Source organism: Ancylobacter sp. TW_SC_1, assembly GCF_056836805.1.
This window is the reverse complement of record NZ_CM166365.1, coordinates 544,106-560,098: the sequence shown is the minus strand read 5'-3', so window position 1 is coordinate 560,098 and position 15,993 is coordinate 544,106. Positions and strand designations below refer to the sequence as shown.

At 71.8% G+C, this 15,993-nt stretch carries 16 protein-coding genes; 13 read left to right on the top strand and 3 right to left on the bottom strand.

The window, feature by feature from the left end; translation table 11 throughout:
* The first annotated feature begins 53 nt into the window (after positions 1–53).
* A complete protein-coding gene (locus AC1PZ7_RS02605; protein WP_482357965.1) occupies positions 54–953 on the top strand; it encodes a 4-(cytidine 5'-diphospho)-2-C-methyl-D-erythritol kinase in 900 nt (299 codons plus the stop codon).
* A 7-nt stretch (positions 954–960) separates the two neighbouring features.
* A complete protein-coding gene (locus tag AC1PZ7_RS02600; RefSeq protein WP_482357964.1) occupies positions 961–1,284 on the top strand; it encodes a YnfA family protein in 324 nt (107 codons plus the stop codon).
* A gap of 4 nt (positions 1,285–1,288) precedes the next feature.
* On the opposite strand, the gene AC1PZ7_RS02595 is transcribed toward AC1PZ7_RS02600, so the two are convergent.
* Positions 1,289–2,311 (bottom strand): polyprenyl synthetase family protein, encoded by a 1,023-nt coding sequence (locus tag AC1PZ7_RS02595; RefSeq protein ID WP_482357963.1) that lies wholly within the window; start codon positions 2,309–2,311, stop codon positions 1,289–1,291.
* Positions 2,312–2,516: 205 nt separating this feature from the next.
* On the opposite strand from AC1PZ7_RS02595, the gene AC1PZ7_RS02590 reads away from it, so the two are divergent.
* The 8 genes from AC1PZ7_RS02590 to AC1PZ7_RS02555 all read left to right on the top strand — a co-directional run bounded on the left by AC1PZ7_RS02590 (position 2,517) and on the right by AC1PZ7_RS02555 (position 10,758).
* Positions 2,517–2,741, top strand: a complete 225-nt coding sequence (locus tag AC1PZ7_RS02590) for a putative signal transducing protein (protein ID WP_482357962.1) — start codon at positions 2,517–2,519, stop codon at positions 2,739–2,741.
* A gap of 10 nt (positions 2,742–2,751) precedes the next feature.
* The gene (locus AC1PZ7_RS02585; protein ID WP_482357961.1) at positions 2,752–3,636 is read left to right on the top strand and encodes a tRNA1(Val) (adenine(37)-N6)-methyltransferase; all 885 of its coding nucleotides are present in this window, start codon (positions 2,752–2,754) and stop codon (positions 3,634–3,636) included.
* Between the two features lie 67 nt (positions 3,637–3,703).
* Complete coding sequence (locus AC1PZ7_RS02580; RefSeq protein ID WP_482357960.1) at positions 3,704–4,600, top strand: S49 family peptidase; 897 nt, start codon at positions 3,704–3,706, stop codon at positions 4,598–4,600.
* Between the two features lie 41 nt (positions 4,601–4,641).
* Positions 4,642–4,836 (top strand): hypothetical protein, encoded by a 195-nt coding sequence (locus AC1PZ7_RS02575; protein WP_482357959.1) that lies wholly within the window; start codon positions 4,642–4,644, stop codon positions 4,834–4,836.
* A 151-nt stretch (positions 4,837–4,987) separates the two neighbouring features.
* On the top strand, positions 4,988–6,193 hold the full coding sequence (locus AC1PZ7_RS02570; protein ID WP_482357958.1) for an efflux RND transporter periplasmic adaptor subunit: 1,206 nt from the start codon (positions 4,988–4,990) through the stop codon (positions 6,191–6,193).
* Between the two features lie 9 nt (positions 6,194–6,202).
* A complete protein-coding gene (locus AC1PZ7_RS02565; RefSeq protein WP_482357957.1) occupies positions 6,203–8,209 on the top strand; it encodes a MacB family efflux pump subunit in 2,007 nt (668 codons plus the stop codon).
* A gap of 186 nt (positions 8,210–8,395) precedes the next feature.
* Positions 8,396–9,661 (top strand): phosphoribosylamine--glycine ligase, encoded by a 1,266-nt coding sequence (gene purD / locus AC1PZ7_RS02560; RefSeq protein WP_482357956.1) that lies wholly within the window; start codon positions 8,396–8,398, stop codon positions 9,659–9,661.
* Between the two features lie 128 nt (positions 9,662–9,789).
* Positions 9,790–10,758, top strand: a complete 969-nt coding sequence (locus tag AC1PZ7_RS02555) for a patatin-like phospholipase family protein (RefSeq protein WP_482357955.1) — start codon at positions 9,790–9,792, stop codon at positions 10,756–10,758.
* Positions 10,759–10,772: 14 nt separating this feature from the next.
* Here the strand turns inward: AC1PZ7_RS02555 and AC1PZ7_RS02550 are convergent, their stop codons facing one another.
* Positions 10,773–11,216: a nucleoside deaminase gene (locus AC1PZ7_RS02550; protein WP_482359547.1), complete on the bottom strand. Its 444-nt coding sequence runs from the start codon at positions 11,214–11,216 to the stop codon at positions 10,773–10,775.
* Between the two features lie 152 nt (positions 11,217–11,368).
* On the opposite strand from AC1PZ7_RS02550, the gene AC1PZ7_RS02545 reads away from it, so the two are divergent.
* Together AC1PZ7_RS02545 and rsmD are read left to right on the top strand one after the other, a co-directional pair.
* Positions 11,369–13,600, top strand: coding sequence for a pseudouridine synthase (locus AC1PZ7_RS02545; RefSeq protein WP_482357954.1), 2,232 nt, complete (start codon positions 11,369–11,371; stop codon positions 13,598–13,600).
* 11 nt (positions 13,601–13,611) lie between these two features.
* Positions 13,612–14,175, top strand: coding sequence for a 16S rRNA (guanine(966)-N(2))-methyltransferase RsmD (gene rsmD, locus AC1PZ7_RS02540; RefSeq protein WP_482357953.1), 564 nt, complete (start codon positions 13,612–13,614; stop codon positions 14,173–14,175).
* 126 nt (positions 14,176–14,301) lie between these two features.
* Here rsmD and AC1PZ7_RS02535 read toward each other — a convergent pair whose 3' ends face one another.
* Complete coding sequence (locus AC1PZ7_RS02535) at positions 14,302–15,105, bottom strand: alpha/beta hydrolase (RefSeq protein ID WP_482357952.1); 804 nt, start codon at positions 15,103–15,105, stop codon at positions 14,302–14,304.
* A gap of 313 nt (positions 15,106–15,418) precedes the next feature.
* On the opposite strand from AC1PZ7_RS02535, the gene infC reads away from it, so the two are divergent.
* Positions 15,419–15,943: a translation initiation factor IF-3 gene (infC, locus tag AC1PZ7_RS02530; protein ID WP_482357951.1), complete on the top strand. Its 525-nt coding sequence runs from the start codon at positions 15,419–15,421 to the stop codon at positions 15,941–15,943.
* Positions 15,944–15,993: the final 50 nt, after the last annotated feature.

The following is a 15,993-nucleotide window of genomic DNA, read 5'->3' as shown; positions in this document are numbered from 1 at the left end:
CGCCGGTGGGAGCACCGCTTGCCGCGGCGGCGGGGGCGTCGCATAAGCGCTTCATGTCGCTCGCCAAACCCGTGCCCCCGGCCCGCTCCGCCGCTCTCGACGAGCGCGCGCCCGCCAAGGTGAACCTCACCTTGCGCGTGCTCGGCCGGCGTGCCGACGGCTATCACGAATTGTCGAGCCTGGTCGCCTTCGCCGGCACCGGCGACCGGCTCGGCCTGGCGCCGGGCGGGGAACTCGCGCTGTCCCTCGCCGGACCGGGCGCCGCCGCGCTCGCCGATGATCCCGACAATCTGGTGCTGCGCGCCGCGCGCGAGCTGGCCGGGCGGGTGCCCGGGCTGCGGACCGGGCGGTTCACGCTTCTCAAGCGCCTGCCGGTGGCGGCGGGAATCGGCGGCGGCTCGGCAGACGCGGCGGCGGCGCTGCGGCTGCTGGCGCGGGCGAATGGTCTCGCGCCCGCCGATCCGCGCCTGTTCGAGGCCGCGCTCGCCGCCGGCTCCGACGTGCCCGCCTGCCTCTATGGGCGCTCCTGCCTGATGCAGGGGCGCGGCGAGGCGATCGTGCCGGTCGCGCTGCCGCGCTTCGGCGCCGTGCTGGTCAATCCGCGCGTGCCGGTGTCGACGGCGCAGGTGTTTCGCGCGCTGGCTCTTGAGCCGGGCACGCGGCGCGGCGCACCCTCACCGCTGCCGGCGACGCACGCCCCGCGCGAGGAACTGCTGGCCTGGCTGCGCGCCGAGCCCAACGACCTCGAGGCGCCGGCCCGCGCGCTCGCCCCGGTGCTGGACGCGGTCGAGGCGGCGCTCGCTGCGACGCCGGGCGCGCTGCTGGTGCGCATGTCGGGCTCGGGCGCGACGATGTTCGCGCTCTACGCGAATTGCCGCGTCGCCGCCCATGCCGCGCGGATCGTCGCGGGCGGTCATCCCGGCTGGTGGGTGAAGTCGACCGTTCTGGGATAGGGAAACGATGCACACCGCGCTTTTCTTCGCCGTCGCGGCTCTCTTCGAGATCGCCGGCTGCTTCGCCTTCTGGGCGGTGGTGCGCAACGGCGCCAGCGCGCTGTGGCTGGCGCCGGGCGCGCTCAGCCTGATCGCCTTCGGCGCGGTGCTGACGCAGGTCGACGCGGCCGCGGCGGGCCGCGCCTTCGCCGCCTATGGCGGGGTCTATGTCGCGGCGTCGCTGGTCTGGCTGTGGGCGGTCGAGGGCTTTCGCCCCGACCGCTGGGACCTGACGGGCGGGGCGCTGTGTCTCGTCGGCGCGGCCATCGTGGTGTTCGGCCCGCGCGGCTGAGGGCTCACCGCACCCGCGAAATGCAGAAATCGACCACGTCGATGAGCGCGTCCCTGGCCGCGCCGGCCGGGAAGTCGTCGAGCGCCTGCTTGGCGGCGGCGCCATAGGCGCGGGCGCGCTCCACCGTCTCGGCGATGGCGCCGTGGCCGGCCAGCAGCGCCATGGCGTGCTCGAGGTCGCCCTCGCCGATCTCGCCCTGTTCGAGGCAGCGGCGCCAGAAGCCGCGCTCCTCCTCGTCGCCGCGGCGCACCGCCAGCACGATGGGCAGGGTGATCTTGCCCTCGCGGAAATCGTCGCCGACATTCTTGCCGAGATCGGCCTTCGAGCCGCCATAGTCGAGCGCGTCGTCGACGAGCTGGAAGGCGATGCCGAGATTCATGCCATAGGCGCGGCAGGCGGCCTGCGCCGCATCCGGCCGGGCGGCGAGCACCGGACCCACCTCGCAGGCGGCGGCGAACAGCTCGGCGGTCTTGCCACGGATGACGGCGAGATAGGCGTCCTCGTCGGTGGCGATGTTCTTGGCGGCGGCGAGCTGGGCGACCTCGCCCTCGGCGATCACCACGGCGGCGTTGGACAGGATGTCCAGCGCCCGCATGTTGCCGACCTCGATCATCATGCGGAAGGCCTGGCCGAGCAGGAAGTCGCCGACCAGCACGCTGGCCTCGTTGCCCCACAGCATGCGCGCGGCGAGCTTGCCCCGGCGCATCTCGCTGTCGTCGACCACGTCGTCGTGCAGCAGCGTGGCGGTGTGCATGAACTCGACCGAGGCGGCGAGCTTGACCGCGCCCTCGCCCTGGTAGCCGCACAGCGTGGCGGTGGCGAGGGTCAGCATCGGCCGCAGGCGCTTGCCGCCGGACGAGATGAGGTGCTGGGCGACCTCCGGGATCATCGTCACGTCCGAGCCCGTGCGCGACAGGATCAGCGCGTTGACGCGGTCCATGTCGGTGCGAACCAGATTGACGATGCCCTCGATGGAGGGCTCGGCCACCACCTCGGCGGCAGGATTGAACGGCAAAGCGACGGCCACGGGCAGGTTCCGGTTTGACGAGGCGCGAGCACCATATTGAGCCCCCGGTGGTGACGGCAAGTGCCGCCGACCGGGCGGCGGCGCTCCCCTTCACCTCCGGGCAACGCAGTGCCCACGTTCCGCAATAGCGCAATCCTGTGACGGGGGGAAACCCGCACGACGTACCGGGACTGCGCTTTTGTGCCGATCATGGCATGATGGCCTCATGCGCGAACTCCTCCGCACCAACGACGTCGTGCTGATCTCCGCCGTCGAGGCGCTGCTCGACAGCGCCGGCATCGACCATCTGGTCCTCGACCAGCATATGAGCGTGATGGAGGGCTCGATCGGCCTGCTGCCGCGCCGCCTGCTGGTGGAGGACGGGTTTTTCGCGCCCGCCCGCGCGCTGCTCCGCGAAGCGGGCCTCGGCGCCGCGCTGGTCGCCGAGTGAGGGGCGCGGGATGAATGCGCAGGCGCCGACCGGCGACATCCTGACCGATGGCGCCCCGACCGACACGTGCCAGACCTGCACGAGCCAGACCTGCACGAGCCCTGCCGACACGGTCCCTGCCGACGAGAGCCTGACCGACGACGCCTTCCTCGGCGGCGCGCTGCGCCTGCTGCAGCCGGCGCGCGGCCACCGTGCCGGGCACGACGCCATGCTGTTGGCGGCGAGCGCGCCGGCCGACGCCCGCGTCGTCGTCGATCTCGGCGCCGGGGTCGGCGCGGCCGGGCTGGCCCTCGCCGTGCGAATCGGCAAGCCGGGGGGAACCTTGGACGAGCTGACGCTGGTCGAGATCGACCCCGCCACCGCCGCGCTCGCCGCGCGCAACGCCGTCCGCCAGCAGCCCGACATCGGCGACCGGGTGCGCGTCGTGGTGGCCGACATCGCCGCTCTCGGCCGGCCTTCCGGGCCGGGGGAGCCGGCGGCGCGGGCGGCCGACCTCGTCTTGATGAACCCGCCCTTCAATGACCCCGGCCGCCACCGGGTCTCCCCGCACGGGCGCCGTGCGCTCGCCCACAGTGTGCCGGATGCCGGGCTCGATGCGTGGCTGCGCGCCGCCGAGCGCCTGCTCGCCTCGGGCGGACGGCTGGCGCTGATCCACCGGCCGGAGGCGCTGGAGGCGATTCTGGCGGGACTGGCAGGCCGTTTCGGTGCCGTGACGATCCGTCCGGTACATCCCGCGCCGGATGCGCCGGCCATCCGCGTGCTGATCGGCGCCATCAAGGGACGGCGCACGCCGCCGGCGCTGCTGCCGGGCCTGGTGCTGGCGGACGCGGCCGGCCGGCCGAGCAAGGGCGCCGAGCGCCTGCTGCGCCGGGGCGAGGGAATCGCGCTCGATTGACGCGACGTGATCGGCAATGCGCGCCGTCCTCATTGAGCGGCGGCCAAAGGCCCTCTATCTCTTATCCATGGCCAACACATCCTTCCTCGCCGATCTCCGCCGCCGTCTCGATCCCCTCCTTCCCGTCCGGCTGCGCGGCGACACGCCGGTCGTGCCGGTGGTGCGCCTCCACGGCGCCATCGGCATGTCGAGCCCGTTCCGCCCCGGCATCACCTTCGCCAACACCGCCCGCGCGCTGGAGCGCGCCTTTTCGGTGAAGGGCGCCAAGGCGGTGGCGCTGGTGATCAATTCGCCGGGCGGCGCCCCGGCGCAGTCGCATCTCGTCTACCGGCGCATCCGCGCGCTGGCGCAGGAGAAGCAGCTGCCGGTGATCGCCTTCGTCGAGGACGTCGCGGCCTCGGGCGGCTACATGCTGGCCTGCGCCGCCGACGAGATCGTCGCCGACACCTTCTCGATTGTCGGTTCCATCGGCGTGGTCAGCGCCGGCTTCGGCTTTACCGGCGCGCTGGAGAAGCTGGGCATCGAGCGCCGGGTCTACACCGCCGGCACGCGCAAGGTGATGCTCGACCCGTTCCAGCCGGAAAAGGCGGAGGATATCGAGCGGCTGAAGGCGCTGCAGCAGGAGATCCATGCCGGCTTCGTCGGCCTGGTCAAGGAGCGGCGCGGCGACGTGCTGGACGCGGACGAGGCGACGCTGTTCTCCGGCGAGTTCTGGGTCGCGCCGCAGGCGCAGGGCCTCGGCCTCGTCGATGCCATCGGCGATCTGCGCTCCTTCCTGCGCGCCCGCTATGGCGACAAGGTGCTCACCCCGCTGATCGAGACCCGGTCGGGCCTGTTCGGCCGCCGCTCGCCGGGCGTGGCGGCAGGTGCCGGCGGATTTGCCGCCGAGGCCGGCGCCGGCCTCGCCGAAACCCTCATTTCCGCCGCAGACGAGCGCGCATTATGGGGCCGCTACGGGCTCTGAGGCGCCCGTACCCGTTCTTGCGCCAATCCTGAGATACCGACATGCCGCCCGTTTTCGTGATCGCCCTCGGCGCCCTCGGCGCCGCCGCTCTGGTCAGGCTGCTGGCGCGCGAATCGCGCCGCGTGAACGCCGAGCTCGACGCGCATCGGCGCGTCGCCGAGGCCGAGAATGGCGACCGCCGCGTCACGCTCCGGCGCGATGCAGCGACCGGCGAGTACCGGCCGGGCGATTCGTAAGGCGTGGGACCTCATCCCGGCGCGGCGCCGCGAACCGGGCCTGGAACGCCTCCAATTTGATAGGTTTTCCCTATCATTACCGCGAATTCACTTTGTGCACCGCAGGACCCGCCTTATCCCCTTGAAGGGGAAGGAAAGATGGGAACTGGCAATGTTGCAGCGGGCCGAAAGTAACGGGGTAAGCGCCGGAAAGACACGTCGCGGGCGGCGTCGCCGCTGGCCGCTGGTCGTCCTTGCCGCCGCGCTGGTCGCCGGTGGCGGCTATTATCACTATTACGGCCGCCAGACGCCGGAGACGGTTCCCGCCTTCCAGACCGCGACGGTCGAGATCGGCGACATCGAGACCAGCGTCAACGCCATCGCCAAGATGCAGCCCAAGACCTATGTCGATGTCGGCACGCAGGTCTCCGGCCAGTTGCGCAGCATCCACCCCGAGGTCGGGGACGTGGTGAAGAAGGGCGACCTGCTCGCCGAGATCGACCCCACCGTCTACCAGACCCGCGTCGCCGGCGACCGCGCCAGCCTCGACAATCTGCGCGCCCAGCTCGCGCAGGCGCAGGCCCAGCTGACCCTCGACAATCTGCGCAACCAGCGCGCCCAGCAGCTCCTGCAGAACCAGTCCGGCAGCCGCGACGCGGCCGACGCGGCGCGGGCCACCGAGCTCATCAGCGAGGCGAAGATCGACGCGCTGAAGGCGCAGATCGCGCAGACGCAGGCGACGCTGGAGGGCGATCTGGCCAATCTCGGCTACACCAAGATCTATGCGCCGATGGATGGCACGGTGGTGTCGATCACCGCCCGCGAGGGCTCGACGCTGAACGCCAACCAGTCGGCGCCCATCGTGCTGCGCATCGCCGACCTGCAGACCATGACCGTCACCGCGCAGGTGGCGGAGGGCGACATCCCGAAGATCACGATCGGCACGCCCGCCTCCTTCTCCACCCTCGGCCTGCCGGACCGGCGCTGGCGCGGCACGGTGCGGCAGATCGAGCCGACGCCGACCATCGTCAACGACGTGGTGCTCTACAACGTGCTGATCGATGTGCCGAACGACGACCTGATGCTGATGACCGACATGACGGCGCAGGTGTTCTTCCGCCTCGGCGAGGCGAAAGGCGTGCCGCTGGTGCCGACGCCGGCCGTGCGCACCGCCCGCGACGGCACGCAGAGCGTGCGCGTGCTCACCCCGCAGGGGCTGCAGGAGCGCGTCATCAAGACCGGCCTGTCGAACCGCAGCCAGACGCAGGTGGTCGAGGGGCTGGAGCCCGGCGACACCGTGATCGTCGGCAGCGCTGGCGCGCCGGCGAGCCCGCGCCCGGCCGGGCAGCGCCCGCCCATGCCGCCGCGTCTGGGCTGAGGAAGGCCGATGAGCGAGGTCCGGCCCCGCCTTGAGGACGCCGCCCCGCCCCGGGCCCCCGCCGCGGCGGGAGCGGCCACGCGGCCGATCATCGAGCTGGTCGACGTCAGCCGCATCTATCCCAATGGCGAGAGCGTGGTGCGGGCGATCGACCGCGTCTCGCTCGCCATCCAGCCCGGCGAGTTCGTCGCCATCATGGGCCAGTCGGGCTCGGGCAAGTCGACGCTGATGAACCTCGTCGGCTGCCTCGACCGGGTCTCCACCGGCCATTACCGGGTGGACGGGGTGGACGTCGACGATCTCGACGCCGACGAGCTGGCCGAGCTGCGCTGCTCGACCTTCGGCTTCGTGTTCCAGCGCTACAACCTGCTGCCGAGCCTGACCGCGGCGGAAAATGTCGAAATCCCCGCCATCTATGCCGGCACGCCGCGCGAGGCGCGGGAGGAGCGCGCCCATCGCCTGCTCGGCCGGCTCGGCCTCGGCGAGCGCAGCGAACACCGCCCGAGCCAGCTCTCCGGCGGCCAGCAGCAGCGCGTCTCGATCGCCCGCGCGCTGATGAACGCGGCGCCGGTGATCCTCGCCGACGAACCCACCGGGGCGCTCGATTCGCGCTCCGGCGAGGATGTGCTGGCGCTGCTGAGCGAGCTGAACGCGGAAGGCCACACGGTCATCCTCATCACCCACGACCCCGACGTGGCGGCGCATGCGCGGCGCGTCGTGCGCTTCCAGGACGGGCGCATCGTCTCCGACGAGCGGCGCGAGGCGGAACCGGCGCGCACCCCGCTGCCAGCGTCCGGCCCGGCCCGGCGCAACGGGCTGGCGCGCTTCCTGCCCGATCTGGCGGAAGCCACGCGCATGGCCTTGGCCTCGATGACGGCGAACATCTTCCGCACCGCGCTGACCCTGCTCGGCATCGTCATCGGCGTAGCCTCGGTCATCACCATGCTGGCGGTGGGCGACGGCGGCAAGCAGAGCGTGCTGCAGCGCATCTCGCAGATCGGCACCAATCTGCTGATCGTGCGGCCCGGCGCGCCGGGTATCCGCACCTCCGGCGACAACGCCACGCTGCTGCCGCCGGACGCCGACGCGCTCGCCGCCATTGCCGGTGTCAGCGCCATCGCGCCGGAACGCTCGGGCCGCTACACGCTGCGCTACGGCTCGTTGGACTATTTCACCAGCGTGACCGGCACGAGCCCCGACTATCTCGTCGCCCGCGACTGGCCGATCGCCCGCGGGGTGATGTTCACCCCCGCCGATGTGCGCGCCTACGCGCCGGTGGTGGTGCTCGGCCAGACCGTGGCGCGCAACCTGTTCGGCGAGGACGACCCGGTCGGCCGGCATGTGCTGGTGAAGAACGTGCCCTACGAGATCATCGGCGTCCTCTCGCCGCGCGGCGCCAACGCCTTCGGCCAGGATCAGGACGACGTGGCGCTGGTGCCGCTTTCCACCGGCTTCGTGCGGGTGTTCGGTCGCCAGTTCCTCAACTCGATCACGGTGAAGGTGGCGAACGCCGCCGACATTCCGGCGGTCGAGAGCGCGATCACCCGCATCATTTCCGAACGGCACCAGGCCGAGGACTTCCAGGTGCGCAACACCGCGCAGTTCCTGGAGACGGCGGTGGAGACGCAGAACACGCTAACCCTCGTGCTGGGCTGCGTCGCCGCCATCTCGCTGCTGGTGGCCGGCATCGGGGTGATGAACATCATGCTGGTGAGCGTGACCGAGCGCACGCGCGAGATCGGCATCCGCATGGCGACCGGCGCGCGCATGAGCAACATCATGCTGCAGTTCAACACCGAGGCGCTGGTGGTGTGCTCGGTCGGCGGGACGGTCGGCGTCGGCCTCGGCATCGCCGCCGCCCTCGGGCTGGAATGGATGGGCGTCACCGTGCTGCTGTCGGCGATGCCGCCGCTGGTCGCCTTCGCCTGCGCTTTCCTCACGGGCCTCGTCTTCGGCTATCTGCCGGCGCGCAAGGCGGCCAGGCTCGACCCGGTGGTGGCGCTGGCCTACGAATAGGCGGGGCGATCATCGTCGTCCCGGCCGAGCGGAGCGAGAGCCGGGATCGCTGTCCAATGTCGCCGACGATCCCGGATCGGCCTGCGGCCGTCCGGGATGGAGCGCGCGGGAAGGTCCATGACCCTTGCCCGTTTGGACCCGAACGTTTAGGCCGAACGCAGTGTCGGGGCGCTGGAGGTTTGCCGCATGAACGTTCTTCTGCTCGGCTCGGGTGGCCGCGAGCATGCCCTCGCCTGGAAGCTGGCGCAGAGCCCGCTGATCGGCGCCTTCTTCGCGCTGCCGGGCAATCCGGGCATCGCCGACTATGCCACCTGCCTCGCGGGCGTTCCGCTCGACGACCACGATGCCATCGTCACCGTCTGCCTGGCCGAGAAGATCGATCTGGTGGTCGTCGGCCCGGAGGCGCCGCTGGTCGACGGCATCGCCGACCGGCTGATCCATGAGGGCATCCCGGTGTTCGGCCCGCGCCGCGTGGCGGCGCAGCTGGAGGGCTCCAAGCTCTTCACCAAGGAGCTGTGCAAGGCGCATGGCATTCCCACCGCCGCCTTCGGCCGCTTCACCGATGCGCAGGAGGCCCGCGCCTTCGTGCGGCACCACGGCGCGCCGATCGTGCTCAAGGCCGACGGGCTGATGGCCGGCAAGGGCGTGATCGTGGCGACGACGCTGGAGGACGCGCTGGCCGGCGTCGACGAGGTCTTCGCCATGGGCGGGGCGGGTACCGAGATCCTGATCGAGGAATTCCTCGACGGCGAGGAGGTCTCGTTCTTCTGCCTCGTCGACGGCGAGACCGTGCTGCCCTTCGGCTCGGCGCAGGACCATAAGCGCGCCTTCGACGGCGACGAGGGGCCGAACACCGGCGGCATGGGCGCCTATTCCCCCGCACCCGTCTTCACCGCCGAGATGGAGCGCCACACGCTCAACGAGATCGTCAAGCCGACCGCGCGGGCGCTCGCCGACGCGGACTGCCCCTATCGCGGCGTGCTGTTCGCCGGGCTGATGATCACCCGGCAGGGCCCGAAGCTGATCGAGTACAATGTCCGCTTCGGCGATCCCGAATGCCAGGTGCTGCTGATGCGGATGGAGGGCGACCTGCTGCCCCTGCTGCACGCGGTCGCCACCGGGCGCCTGGAGGACCAGCCGGTCGCGCTCAGGCCCGACGCGGCGATTTCGGTGGTGATGGCGACGCGCGGCTATCCCGGCGACTATCCCAAGGGCTCGCGCATCGGCGGGCTGGAAGAGGCCGGGAGCGTGCCGGGGGTGAAGGTGTTCCACGCCGGCACGCGCCGTTCGGGCGACGACATCCTCGCCAATGGCGGGCGCGTGCTCAACGTCACGGCGGTGGGCGCCAATGTCGCCGAGGCGCGCGAGCGGGCCTATGACGCCATCGCCCGCATCGACTGGCCGGAAGGCTTCTGCCGCCACGACATCGCCTGGCGGGCGCTGACCGACTGAGGTGCCGGCTGCGGCGCCGGCGCCTATCGCGTCTTCCCGAGGGGTTTTGCACCGCACGCACTGGCGGTGGCGCGGGCGTGCGACCATCTTCAAACAAATGCCGCGCTGATGTGGCAATGGGCGAAGCCATGGACGATTCCACGACAGGCCGGCGGCACCGCCCGCCTCCGCTGCAGCCTGCGCCGCATCCGGAGCCGGCCGACGTCCCGGCGGCAACCGGGGGCGCGGTCATCTCCTCGCCCGGCGGCACGCTGCCCGGCTCCGGCGCGCATCACACGCCCACCCTCGCCGTGGCGCTGGGTTCCGGCGGGGCGCGCGGGCTCGCGCACATCCTCGTGCTGGAGGCGCTCGACGATCTCGGCCTCAAGCCCACCGCCATGGCCGGCGCCTCGATCGGCGCGCTGTTCGCCGGCGTCTATGCCGCCGGCATGCCGGCGCGCGACATCCGCCATCTCGCCACCCACACGCTGCGGAACCGCGGCGAGGTGATGAAGCGGCTTCTTGCGGCGCGCGTCGGCCGCATCGCCGACCTGTTCGGCGCCGGGCTCGGCAATCCGGTGCTGATCGACGCCGAACGCTTCATCGGCGGCTTCCTGCCGGAGAGCGTGCCGGAGACGTTCGAGGATCTGTCGATCCCGCTGCAGGTGGTGGCGACCGATTACTGGGAACGCTGCGAGCGGACCTTCGCGCGCGGGCCGATCCGCCCGGCGCTGGCCGCCTCGCTCGCCATACCGGGACTGATCCGTCCCGTGCAGCATGGCGGGCACACGCTGGTCGACGGCGGGGCGGTGAACCCGCTGCCCTTCGACCTGCTGCGGGCGCGCGCCGACATCGTCATCGCCGTCGACATCACCGGCGGCCATGGCGGGGAGACGCGCGGCGTGCCGGCACCCTTCGAGGCGATGTTCGCCACGCTGCAGATCATGGCGAGCTCGATCGTCGGCGAGAAGCTCAAGGCCGGCGCGCCGGACATACTGATCCGGCCGAACGTGCACGATTTCCGCGTGCTCGACTTCTTCCGCGCCACCGCGATCCTCAAGGCCGCCGAGCCGGTGAAGGACGAGGTGAAGCGCCGGCTGGAGGCGGTGCTGGGCTGAACCGCCGGGTGTTTCTACAGCTTCCCCGGCCAGCGCCGCTCGGCGAAGAACTCGCGCAGCAATTCGGCCGATTCGCGTTCGCCGAGACCGCCATAGGTTTCCGGCTTATGGTGGCAGGTCGGCTGGGAGAAAAAGCGCACCCCGCTCTCGATGGCGCCGCCCTTGGCGTCGGGGGCGCCGTAGTAGACGCGCCGCAGCCGTGCGAAGGAGATGGCGCCCGCGCACATGGTGCAGGGCTCCAGCGTGACGTAGAGGTCGCATTCGGCCAGCCGGTCGTTGCCGAGCACCGAGGCGGCGGCGCGGATGACCATCATCTCCGCATGGGCGGTGGGGTCGGCGAGTTCGCGCATGCGGTTGCCTTCGGCGGCGAGCGCCGTGCCGTTGCGCACCAGCACCGCGCCGACCGGCACCTCGCCGCGCGCCCCGGCCTTGGCGGCTTCCGCCAGCGCCAGCAGCATGAAATCGGTCCGCGCCCGCGCGGCGCCGGAACTGTCCCCGCCGGAACTGGAGGCGCGCGAATTATTCGTCGTCAACGGTCCCACTCGCCAAAAGCTCGCTTCGTCTCGCAGGACATGCTAGCACCCGCCGCCCGGAGTCCGGATCAATCCCCATGCCGAAAAACACGCCGCCCCGCAAGGACCATAACCGCGTTCCCCGCGCCGCCCGCACGCTGGCGCCGGCCGAGCCACGCGAGGCCGAGCGCGTCGCCAAGGTGGTCGCCCGTGCCGGGCTCGGCTCGCGCCGGGAGATCGAGGAGTGGATTCTCGCCGGCCGCGTGGCGGTGAACGGCGAGATTCTGGAAAGCCCCGCCCGCACCGTGACGGCCGAGGACGCGATCACCGTCGATGGCGCGCCGCTGCCCGACAGGGAGCGCACGCGGCTGTTCCTCTACCACAAGCCTCGGGGCGTGGTGACGACCAACTTCGACCCGGAAGGGCGCGCGACCCTGTTCGAGATCCTGCCCCCGGGCCTGCCGCGCCTGGTGTCGGTCGGCCGGCTCGACCTCAACACCGAAGGCCTGATCCTGCTCACCAATGATGGCGGGCTCTCGCGCGTGCTGGAGCTGCCGGAGACCGGCTGGCTGCGCCGCTACCGCGTGCGCGCCAAGGGCGACATCACCCAGGACAAGCTCGACGCGCTGATCCAGGGCATCAGCGTCGACGGCGTGCATTACGGGCCGATCGAGGCGGCGCTCGACCGCGTGCAGGGCTCCAATGTGTGGCTGACGCTGGCGCTGCGCGAGGGCAAGAACCGCGAAGTGCGCAATGTGCTCGGTTCGCTCGGCCTCGACGTGAACCGGCTGATCCGCATCTCCTACGGCCCGTTCCAGCTCGGCGAGCTGCCGCAGGGCGAGGTCGAGGAGGTGAAGACCCGCATCCTCGCCGACCAGCTCGGCGAGGCGCTGGCCGCCGCTGCCGGCGCGGATTTCGAGGGTCCGCTGTTCAACCATGGCGAGGAAGACGCACCCGCACGCGGTGCCGCCGCGCCGCGCGGCGCCAAGGCCCGCTACGCCAAGGTCGAGGGCGCCGAGGACCGGCACCGCCGCCGGCCCATCGACACCGAGCCGGGCGAGGGCCGGTCGGTGAAGGCGAGCATCGTCGCCGATCGCAAGGGCCGCAAGGTGCTGGTGCAGCGCGTGCGCTCGACCGAGGCCGAGCCGGAGGAGATGCCCGCGCACCCGCCGCGCACCCGCCGCGACGACGAGCGCCGCGACGATACACGCCGCGACGACACGCGCGGCGGTGAACGCGGCGGCGAGCGCACTTTCCGCAAGCGTCCCGCCGCGGGAGCCGGGGAAGAGCGCGCGCCGCGCGAGGAGTTCGCCCGCAAGGAGCGTTCTCCGGAGCGCTCTTCGGAGCGTTCCTCCGAGCGTCCCGCGCCGCGCTCCGCCGCCAGCCGCGACCGCAAGGTGGGCGGCCCGCGCCCGGCGCGTCCGCGCGTCGAGCGTGAGGGCGAGGCGGGCGAACGTCCGTTCCGTGACCGTAACGAGCCCGCCGCCCGCGCCGAGCGCCCGGAGCGCCCCTTCCGTGAACGCGCGCCCCGCCCGGAGGGCGATCGCCCGTTCCGCGAGCGCACTCCGCGTCCCGAGGGCGATCGCCCGTTCCGGGCGCGTGCCCCGCGCCCCGAGGGTGACCGCGCCGAACGTCCGTCGCGTAACGAGCGTCCCGAGGGTGGGCGCTCCTTCCGCGGCGCCGGCAGCAACCGGCCCTATAGCGGCCGGGTGAAATCCGAGCAGTCGCGCTCCTTCCGGCCGCGTCCGGAAGGCGACGAGCGTCCCGCCCGCCGCGAGCGCCCCGAGGGTGAGCGTCCGTTCCGCGAGCGCACGCCCCGCCCCGAAGGCGAGCGTCCAGCGCGTTCCTTCCGGCCGCGTCCGGAAGGCGATGAGCGTCCTGCCCGCCGCGAACGTCCCGAGGGGGATCGCCCGTTCCGCGAGCGCGCCCCGCGTCCCGAGGGCGCGCGCCCGTTCCGTTCCCGCGACGACCGGCCCGCGCGCGACGATCGCCCTCCCCGCGAGGACAGGGCGCCGCGCGGCGACCGTCCCTCCGGCGGACGGTCCTTTGGAGACAAGCCGTCGGGTGGCCGCTCCTTCGGTGACAAGCCTGCCGGCGGCGCCGGCAGGAGCTACGGCGCCAAGAATTTCGCCGACAAGCCGGGTGGGCGCCCGACCGGCGGCAAGCCGTTCGGCAAACCTGCTGGCGGCAAACCCGCTGGCGGCAAGCCGGGTGGCCGTCCGACCGGTGGCAAGCCGTCCGGCGGCCGGCCCGCGGGTGGCAAACCCTCGGGTGGCAGGCCCACTGGCGGCAAACCTGGCGGACGCCCGCCGCGCACCCCGCGTAGCTGACGGGCGCGCGCATGCGCATCGTCGGCGGGCGCTTCAAGGGGCGGGCGTTGCGCGCGCCCTCCTCCAACGCCACCCGGCCGACCTCGGACCGGCTGCGCGAGGCGCTGTTCAACGTGCTGGCCCATGCCTATGGCGACGCGGCCGACGGCGCGCGGGTGCTCGACCTGTTCGCCGGCACCGGCGCGCTGGGGCTGGAGGCGCTGTCGCGCGGGGCGAAGTTCGCCGTGTTCGTCGACGAGGCGCCGGAGCCCCGCGCGCTGATCCGCGCCAATGTCGAGACGCTGGGCGTCGGCGGCATCACCCGCATCTTCCGCCGCGACGCGACCAGGCTCGGCGAGGCCTTCGCCAGCGACGCCTTCGACCTCGTCTTCTGCGATCCGCCCTATGGCCGGGGCCTGGCCGAACAGGCGCTGGCGGGCGCGCTGGCGGGAAAATGGCTGGCGCCGGGGGCGCTGGTGGTGGTGGAGGAAGCGGTGGAGGCCGCCTTCACGGCGCCGGAGGGCTTCGAGGAACTGGAGCGCCGGCGCTACGACACCAGCGAGATCGTCTTCCTGCGCGCGCCGGGCGACGTCTGAAGTCAGCCGCTCCGGACATCGTCATCCCGGACGGCCGGAGGCCGGTCCGGCATCGCCTGCGGGGTCGGTGAGCGGTCCCGGCTCCTGGCGATGCTCCGGCCTGGATGAGGGTCGTCGCGCGGCCCCTCACCCCACCTCTTCCACCGCCGCGAGGATGCGCTCGATGTCCTCGGGCCGCGACAGCCGGTGGTCGCCGTCCTTGATCAGCGTGAGCACCACATCGTCCTCGGCGAGGCAGGTGACGAGGCGCAGCGCGTGCTGCCACGGCACGTCCGGATCGGCCACGCCCTGCAGGATGCGCACCGGGCAGCCGACCGCGAAGGGCGCGCCGAGCACGAGATTCTGACGTCCGTCCTCGATCAGCGCGCGGGTGATGGTCTGGCCGGGGCCATATTGCGAGGGGCGGATCCATTTGCCGTCATGCAGGATGGTGGCGCGCACATCGTCCGGCATCGCCTTCCACATCAGCTCCTCGGTGAAGTCGGGCGCCGGGGCGATCAGCACCAGCGCCGCTAGCCGGTCCGACGCGCCGCGCGCCGCCAGCGCGCGGGCCAGCAGCAGCGCGATCCAGCCGCCCATGGAGGAGCCGACGACGATCTGCGGGCCGATGGTCTCGCGATCGAACACCGCCAGCGCCTCCTCCGCCCAGCGCGAGATGGTGCCCTCCTCGAAGGCGCCGCCCGATTCGCCATGGCCGGAATAGTCGAAGCGCACCACCTGCCGCCCGTTGCGCACGCCCCATTGCGCCAGCGCCTCGGCCTTGGTGCCGCGCATGTCGGACAGGAAGCCGCCGCACCACAGCACGCCGGGATGCTCGGGCGTCGAGCGGCCGGAGGTCATGTGCACCGCGATCGGCCGGGAATCCTCGCCGACATCGATGAAACGGGGGGCGCTGACGGGCGCGCAGTGGCCCCTGGCGGTGTCGTTCATGGCTCATTCCTCCGGGCTGGCGGACAGAGGCGGGGGCGGCCGGCGCCTTGCGATTCGCTGCGCCCGCGCCATCTTGGCTTACAGGCACGGGCCGCGCGCGAACAGCGTCGAGGCCCCGCCGGCGGAGGAACGCGACGCTTCCTGCACAATTGCACGCGTTCATTGCCGTCACGCCGTTGACTTCTGTCGGGTTTGTCACGATCTTCTGCGACCGTTTTACGCGCGCGGAAAGCAGCCGGCCGGCGACCCTTCGAGGCGCGGTGAAACGCACTTACCTGAAATGGCAGAGGAGAAAACCGCCATTCGTCGCCCCATGAGACCCGTCGCGCCGGAAAAGGAAGGCCCGCGCGTCAACGAAGACATCCGCATCCGCGAAGTTCAGCTCATCGACCAGGATGGGCAGAATCTCGGTGTCATCCAGACTCGGGATGCCATCCTGCGCGCGCAGGAAGCCGGGCTCGACCTCGTCGAGATCGCCCCGAATTCCGTGCCGCCGGTCTGCAAGATCCTCGACTATGGCCGCTTCAAGTACCAGAACCAGAAGAAGGCCAACGAGGCGCGCAAGAAGCAGCACGTCGTCGAAATCAAGGAAATCAAGCTGCGCCCCGGCATCGACACCCATGATTACGAGGTGAAGATGAAGGCCATCCACCGCTTCTTCGAGGAAGGCGACAAGGTGAAGATCACCCTGCGCTTCCGCGGTCGCGAGATGGCGCATCAGGAGCTGGGCTACAAGCTGCTCAACAAGGTCAAGGAAGAGCTGGCGACCATTGCCAAGGTCGAGGCCGAGCCCTCGCTCGAAGGCCGCCAGATGATCATGGTGCTGGCGCCGCGCTGAGCCCCGCGCTCGGCCGTTGCCGCCCCGTCCTGCGACGTCATCCCGGAACG